This is a genomic window from Endozoicomonas sp. SESOKO3 (assembly GCF_024606255.1).
Window position 1 is genome coordinate 1 of sequence record NZ_JAHHPR010000196.1, and the last position, 7,340, is coordinate 7,340.

General features: G+C 48.9%; 6 protein-coding genes. 3 read left to right on the forward strand and 3 right to left on the reverse strand.

Features of this window, described 5'->3' with window-relative positions:
- Nucleotides 1-1,239, forward strand: a 1,239-nt coding sequence (locus KDK18_RS03350; RefSeq protein ID WP_257253207.1) for a carboxypeptidase M32, incomplete at its 5' end; no start/stop codon positions are given.
- A 252-nt stretch (nt 1,240-1,491) separates the two neighbouring features.
- Here KDK18_RS03350 and KDK18_RS03355 read toward each other — a convergent pair.
- Nucleotides 1,492-1,746, reverse strand: coding sequence for a hypothetical protein (locus tag KDK18_RS03355; RefSeq protein ID WP_257253208.1), 255 nt, complete (start codon nt 1,744-1,746; stop codon nt 1,492-1,494).
- A 454-nt stretch (nt 1,747-2,200) separates the two neighbouring features.
- On the opposite strand from KDK18_RS03355, the gene KDK18_RS03360 reads away from it, so the two are divergent.
- Together KDK18_RS03360 and KDK18_RS03365 are read left to right on the forward strand one after the other, a co-directional pair.
- Nucleotides 2,201-3,259: an AI-2E family transporter gene (locus KDK18_RS03360; protein ID WP_257253210.1), complete on the forward strand. Its 1,059-nt coding sequence runs from the start codon at nt 2,201-2,203 to the stop codon at nt 3,257-3,259.
- A 60-nt stretch (nt 3,260-3,319) separates the two neighbouring features.
- Nucleotides 3,320-3,946 (forward strand): NUDIX hydrolase, encoded by a 627-nt coding sequence (locus KDK18_RS03365; protein WP_257253212.1) that lies wholly within the window; start codon nt 3,320-3,322, stop codon nt 3,944-3,946.
- Nucleotides 3,947-3,975: 29 nt separating this feature from the next.
- Here KDK18_RS03365 and tldD read toward each other — a convergent pair whose 3' ends face one another.
- Both tldD and KDK18_RS03375 read right to left on the reverse strand, forming a co-directional pair.
- A complete protein-coding gene (tldD, locus tag KDK18_RS03370) occupies nt 3,976-5,415 on the reverse strand; it encodes a metalloprotease TldD (protein ID WP_257253214.1) in 1,440 nt (479 codons plus the stop codon).
- 130 nt (nt 5,416-5,545) lie between these two features.
- Nucleotides 5,546-7,340, reverse strand: a 1,795-nt coding sequence (locus KDK18_RS03375) for a YhdP family protein (RefSeq protein WP_257253215.1), incomplete at its 5' end; no start/stop codon positions are given.

Below are 7,340 nucleotides of genomic sequence, written 5' to 3' on the forward strand. Positions count from 1 at the left end.
ATTTACACGACTTCGGTAAGCTCTGTTGATCTGGCAGCCCTTAAATCTTTTCTGGCCAGTTCGAAGTGTGAGCACGCTTGGCGAACCCAGCGGCCGAAAAATGACTGGAAAGGCTTCTCCGAAAACCTGAAAGAAGTGGTCAAACTAGCCCGTGAAGAGGCCAGTATTCGCTCCGCCGCATCCGGCGCCAGAGGCTACGACGCCCTGCTGGAGCTTTATGAACCCGGTATGACTTCCAAAGAGCTGGATGTTCTTTTTGGTCACCTCAAGAGCTGGCTGCCAGAAACCTTGCAAACCGTTGTCGAACAGCAAAAGAATGATTCTCTGATAGCCAGTCAGGGCCACTACCCTGCCGAGAACCAGAAAGCCCTCGGGTTGGATGTTATGAAACTGCTGGGGTTTGACTTCAATCATGGCCGACTGGACGTCAGTGTCCACCCATTCTGTGGTGGGGTTCCGGAAGATGTTCGCCTCACTACCCGATATAACGAACAAGACTTCGTTGAATCCCTGATGGGAACGATCCACGAAACAGGTCACGCCCGCTATAACCAGAATCTTCCGGCAGATCTGAGGTCGCTGCCACTTGGCTCCTACCGCTCAATGGGGGTCCATGAAGGCCAAAGTCTGTTTTTTGAAATGCAGCTGGGTCGCAGCCCGGAGTTCCTGAAGCTCATCAGACCTCTGATCGTGAAACACCTGTCAGAAGGTCAGGAGGATGAGCGTTTCAGCCAGATTAACCTTGAGAAGATCTACAACCGGGTAAAGCCCGGTTTTATCCGCGTAGACGCCGATGAAATCAGTTATCCCATGCATGTCATCCTGCGTTATGAAATCGAGAAGGCACTGATCGAGGGAGAACTGCTGGTGGATGACCTGCCCCAGATCTGGGATGAGAAAATGCAGGCTTACCTGGGCCTTGCCACCGGCGAAAATCACAGCACCGGCTGTATGCAAGACATTCACTGGCCAATGGGCGCTTTTGGCTACTTCCCAAGCTATACTTTGGGTGCCATGTACGCAGCACAGCAGTTTGCCACTGTTAAGCGACAATTGCCCGATGTAGAGAGCCGCATCGCTACCGGCGATTTGGAGCCGGTATTTAACTGGCTGACAGAAAACATCTGGCAGCAAGGCTGCAAGCTGGAAACTCACGAACTATACACTCAGGCCACCGGCGAACCGCTGAATGCAGATCACTTCAAGCAGCACATTCTGAGTCGTTACCTGAAGACTTGATGACTCGCTCCCCTTAAGCTCCTGAACCCACTCACTCCGAGGTCGGGTTCAGGTTTACTGAACAACCATCCCGTATTGGCTATCGAATTTTAGAAACTCATACGACACACAGCAGGAGTTGGTGTGCACTGTTTAGCATTGTACTATCTGCCTTAACGGCCAGCATACGCTACAAAAACCATCAGCTTAGTTGGTGAAGTGTTATCAAAAAAATTCAAAAGGCTATTGATACCAGATGGTGGTGGATGTCAATTATAATGTCGATGGGCCATGATAAATGGATAAAGATTTGATTTTCCCATTTTTATCAAGTTTAAAAACATCTACATATGGCCTGTTAGTGCCATCAATATTTAGAGTTAAATATAATACACAGTCAGCCAAAAGCTGTTGATTAACAACATCATACTTCACACCATTATCTTCATGACAAAATAAGTATTTAGCTGTAATTTTTCCATATTTGGGTGAATACACCAAGTCATCTTGATCGCTGAATAATGGCAATATGCCATTGCATTCGTTACCATTCTTAAGGCTTTCTACGTATGTCTTTGTAACTATTGTGCAATAGTCAGAATAGGCAGCGTTAGAGGTAAATGCGATTATTGATATAAAAAATAAGCATGCGACATTACTCATCATGTTTAGCCTCACATATCTGGCATTAGGATTTTAGTACATGGTCGACTATTTAATTTGCACGACAACATCAAGGCCAGCCCATTTGTCCTGGCACCCTGTGCATAACGCCCTGCTGCTTCAGCTGCGATACACCCAAGGCCGTTTAGAAAGCATTCTAGTATAATGATGGCAACTTTCTCACTAAGCTAGCCAGGGTGGGTCGACATAGTATTCGCCCCTGGCCCTCCATGGCTCGCAACGATGGTGACAGTCGATTTTTGCAAGCAGAGCTCAAATCTTGAACCTTGAACATATTCAAAAGGAGCAAGAATCAAGTATGCAATCCGCCGAAATACAGAACATTAGCCGCTACATAGTGACAGCTGCCTCACTGGTGATCATTCTTGCCGGTATTCGTCTGGGCAGTGAAATACTCTCTCTCCTGCTGTTTTCCTACTTCCTGGCGATTCTTCTCAACCCAGCCATTAACGCCTTGAGCCGACTGCATATTCCCAGGGTGCTGGGCATTCTGTTAGTAGTCTCGGTGCTAATCATCACTATGATGATGATTGTGGCTTCCATTGGCAGTGCCTTACAGGACTTTGCCAAGGCGCTGCCAGGGTATAAGCAGCAAACGATCGATATGATTCATCAGATCAGTGACAAACTGGCGCAACGCAACATTAATCTGGATCTGAAATCCATCGCTGAACCATTGGATACCTCATCCATCTTTAGCTTTTTAACGTCCATGCTGACCCATATGGGCAGTGCCACCAGTTATGTTTTCCTGATCTTTCTGACGGTTATATTCATGCTGGCCGAGGCACCGCTACTGAGAAATAAACTGATCCGTTCCATGTCTGATCCGGACCAGCAGCTGAAAGATCTCGAAAGATTTGTTGCCTCGGTCAATCGTTATGTTGCCCTGAAAACGGCCATCAGTGTGCTCACAGGATTACTGGTCGCTCTATTGCTAGGATTGCGAGGGGTTAACTTTTACCTTTTGGGCGGCATTCTGGCTTTTGCCCTGAACTTTATTCCAAACATTGGTTCCATACTGGCGGCCATTCCCGGCATCCTGATCACTTTGCTGCAACTGGGTTTTTCTGAAGCACTATTTGTTTCAGCTGGCTATTTCCTGATCAACATGCTGATTGGTAACATGCTTGAGCCAAGAGTATTAGGTAAGGGACTCGGTCTTTCGTCCATGGTCGTTTTTTTATCGTTGCTGATCTGGGGCTGGTTATTGGGCCCGATTGGCATGCTGCTCTCAGTCCCTCTGACCATCAGCATAAAAGTACTATTGGAATCCTCGCCCGGTAGCCGAAGATTTGCTGCGCTCTTGGGGTCTGGAAGGCCAAAAGAGGAGGTGGACGCTGAACAGTCAAAATAATACTTAGCATCAGCCGACTGTACTAAAGTGAACAGATTCATCAATGGACAGGCAAATACTATGCAGAAAAATCCATGGACAAACTGGGTTGAAAAGATTCGCGCCATTGCTCAGAACGGAATAACCTATACCGACGGCGGCTTTGATCTGGAGCGCTACCAGCAGCTTCAGGACATTGCCCACGAAATGACAGCACTTCTTGCAGGCGCTCCCATTGAAAAAGTCGATCACTATTTTCTTCCTGAAACAGGCTATACCACACCCAAGCTCGATATCCGGGCTGGAGTGTTTCAGGAAGGTCGTATCCTGCTGGTAAGAGAACGCTCTGATGGTTGCTGGGCTCTGCCCGGCGGCTGGGCCGACGTCTGCGAGTCCCCAGCTCTGGGAGCAGAACGGGAAACTCTGGAAGAGTCAGGGTATATTGTCAAAGCCCGGAAGCTGGTGGCTGTGCGTGATGTTCATAAACACCCCTACTCTCCCAGAAACCCTCACCACCTGATCAAAATGCTGTTTTTGTGTGAACTCAAGGGTGGCAGCCCAACTGCCAACATCGAAATATCAGAGGTCGGTTTTTTCGAGCCGGATCAACTGCCACATCTCTCACAGGGGAGAACCATTGCTTCCGACATTGCTTTGATGAAGCAACATCATGAAAACAATGGTTTGCCAACAGAGTTCGATAAATAGGCAGGTTTACCTGCCATTTTCCTGACGAATCAGGCTGTTCCGCCTACCGTGATTTCATCGATTTTGAGCGTGGGCTGGCCAACACCAACAGGCACAGACTGACCGTCTTTACCGCAAACACCAACGCCCGGATCCAGCTCCAGATCATTGCCGACCATAGAGACCTGATTCATAACATCCGGTCCGTTGCCGATCAGCGTAGCGCCTTTAACCGGAGTGGTTACCTTGCCATTCTCAATCAGGTAAGCCTCACTGGTGGAAAATACAAATTTGCCAGAAGTAATATCGACCTGACCACCGCCCATATTGGCGACGTAGATTCCTTTATCAACACTGGCAACAATCTCACCCGGATCGCTTTTGCCAGCCAACATGTAGGTGTTGGTCATTCGTGGCATGGGCAGATGAGAATAAGACTCTCGACGTCCATTACCCGTAGAAGCAACGCCCATCAGACGGGCATTCAGCTTATCCTGCATGTAGCCTTTCAGGATACCGTTCTCAACCAGAACCGTTGATTCGGTGGGTACACCTTCGTCGTCCAGATTCAGGGAGCCTCTGCGGCCTGTCAGCGTGCCGTCATCAACAATGGTGCATAGCGGCGAAGCAACCCTCTCACCGACACGACCTGCGTAGGCAGAACTGCCTTTACGGTTAAAGTCGCCTTCCAGACCGTGTCCTACGGCTTCATGCAGCAGAACACCCGACCAACCCGGAGCCAATACGACCGGCATGGTCCCAGCCGGAGCAGCAACAGCTTCATGATTCACAAGAGCCTGTCGCACCGCTTCACGGGCATAGCTCAAGCCTTTATCATTTTGGATAAACTGCAGATAGTCACCACGACCACCTCCACCGGCAGAACCTCGCTCAATACGGCCATCTTTCTCGGCAATAACACTGACGCTCATACGTACCAACGGCCGTATATCCGCAGCCAGAGTACCATCAGAAGCAGCCACCAGAACCACTTCGTGGACACCCGCCAGACTGACGTTAACCTGCTTAACCGCTGGATCCGCTTTTCTGGCTTCCTGGTCAACAGCCTTGAGCAGAGACACTTTATCTTCACGACTCATGGAGTCCAGAGGATTATCCGTGCCGTAAAGAGCCAGTGGCTGACTTCGGTTCCAGGCCTGAATCTGATGCTCCTGACCCAGACGAGCAATACTCCGGGCCGCGCCCGCAGCCTGCTCCAGGGCCGGTAAAATGATTTCGTTGGAATAGGCAAAGCCGGTTTTCTCGCCACTGATAGCACGTACACCTACACCCCGGTCTACATTGAAGCTGCCTTCTTTGATGATACTGTCTTCCAGCGCCCAGACTTCATGACGTGTTGACTGAAAGAAGAGATCCGCTGCGTCAACCGAATGCCCCAGAATACTGTCAAGCACTCTGCCCAGCTCGTTGTCACCGATATTTGCCGGCGCCAGCAAATGATTTCGCGCCTGTGTAAGAATGTCGGTCATAGTTTATTCAGGCCCTAGCTATTATCCATTGCCTGCTTGATTATTCGGAGCAGGCCTACATCGTTATAAAGAGATTGTCACACCTATGGACAAAAAAAGCATTCCCATTTTGCTTAAGGCTGTTTCTGACTCAGGGTTTTTTCCGCTTGGGAATCTCTGTCTGACCTGGTTTTCGGGCTTTGCTGGAGAATAATTGATCCAGAGTCACCTCAGGGTTGTCAAAAGAGCCTCTGATTCGGTAGCGAATACTGGCCAGCTGATCCACCTGTTTACCCACCAGCATATCCGCCAGATAAATCAGACCGGCCACCTGAGGTGCAGATCCAAGCAAGACACTGAGTATCGGCAGATTAGACGATAATGGAAGTGTAACAACCAGACTCATGTCCATACTTTCAGTGACACTGTCTACACGGCCATCCAGCTTGAAGTTCGACGAAGGACCATCAATTTCAAGAGGCTTATCAAAAGTGATAATTCCTTCGTCGAACCGCACGACCCCATCCAGGCGGTCAAAACTGATGCCTTTCTTGTAGAGGTCAGAAAAATCGAGACGCAGACGCCGGGTCAGAGCCTCCATATTCAGGATGCCGAACATTTTCAAGGCGCCGGCTCCCCCTTCTACCTTCTGCAGGGTACCATTTTCCAGCTTTAGTCGAACGGCACCTGTCAGTGACACTATATTGATACCCATCGGAGGTCCATCCCAAGCCAGCTTCCCCTGAATGGTCGTTTTCTTAGCTGAAACAAAAGGTGAGATACCCAAAGCTTCCTGCAGAGCCTGAATGCCAGACCCTGTCAGGCGCTCATTAAAAGAAGTCCTGTGCTGACCATTGATGTAGGTCCAGTCCAAATCTCCGAATAACGCCATCTTCTGCAAATTGATTTTCAGATTCTCAATCCGCTTCCCATCAGGAAAAGGTCTCAAACCAAAAGAAACTGAACCCAAAGTCCTGTCGCCCAGCTTAAAAGAGTCTATGGAAATATCAGCATTGGGCAGTTCTGAAGGCCTGAGATCACCCAATAGACCTCTGTGTTCTACGGTAGATTCATTCTTTGCCGAACCCTGGGAAACATACAGTTTTTTCAGATTCAACTGGTATGGCTGCTTCTGATCCTCTGGTATCATCAAGCTGCCATCTATCTTGTCACTGCTTAAAACAAGACGTGTGCCACCGGTCTCATGAGACAGGTTAAACACCAGGTTATTCAGAGTCTCTTGACTGAAGAGCAGCTGATCAATCTTCAATTGCCTGACTTCAATCTGACTCACCAGGGTCTTTTCAGTTTTGTCACCCGGCTGCCCTTCGAACTGCTGTTTCCAAGGCATCAGATCGAGTTTGGATAGTTGCCCAGACAGTACAATTTTATCAGGTTTCATGGCCGGCAGTTGACCTTTACCACCAACAAGAACGACAGCAGACTGATACTTAAAGCCGTCACCAAACTGAATTCTGGCTTGTCCCGTCTTACCAAGAACGATATCCAGTTCATCTCGATGAGCGAATTGATTAAGGCGCAATTCAAAGGGCACTGTCTGATCAGCCGCTACTTTTAAGGGGGCTGGAAGCTCGACTTCCATTCCTTTCAGGTCACTGGTGACTTTCAACTGAATGTCAGCAGGCTTGCCACCCAGTACCAAGTGGCCCTTGTAACGACTGGCACCTTCCAGAAAACTGAGGGCATCCAGCTGAAGCCATTGCTGAAGTCCTTCAGCAGAAACAGAACCGTGCCAGTTAAAATGGACCTCAGGCTCAGCTTTATTCGTCATATCGGTGTCAATACTGGCCTCGACAGAATCACCCAGAAAAAGGCCTTGCACTTTTTTAGCGGACAATCCGGTTTCGGTACTGAAATTCAAGGCCCCCTGAATGTCGTCAATCTGAACATCAGCCGTATCTATACCAAAATAAGCTCCCGATGTT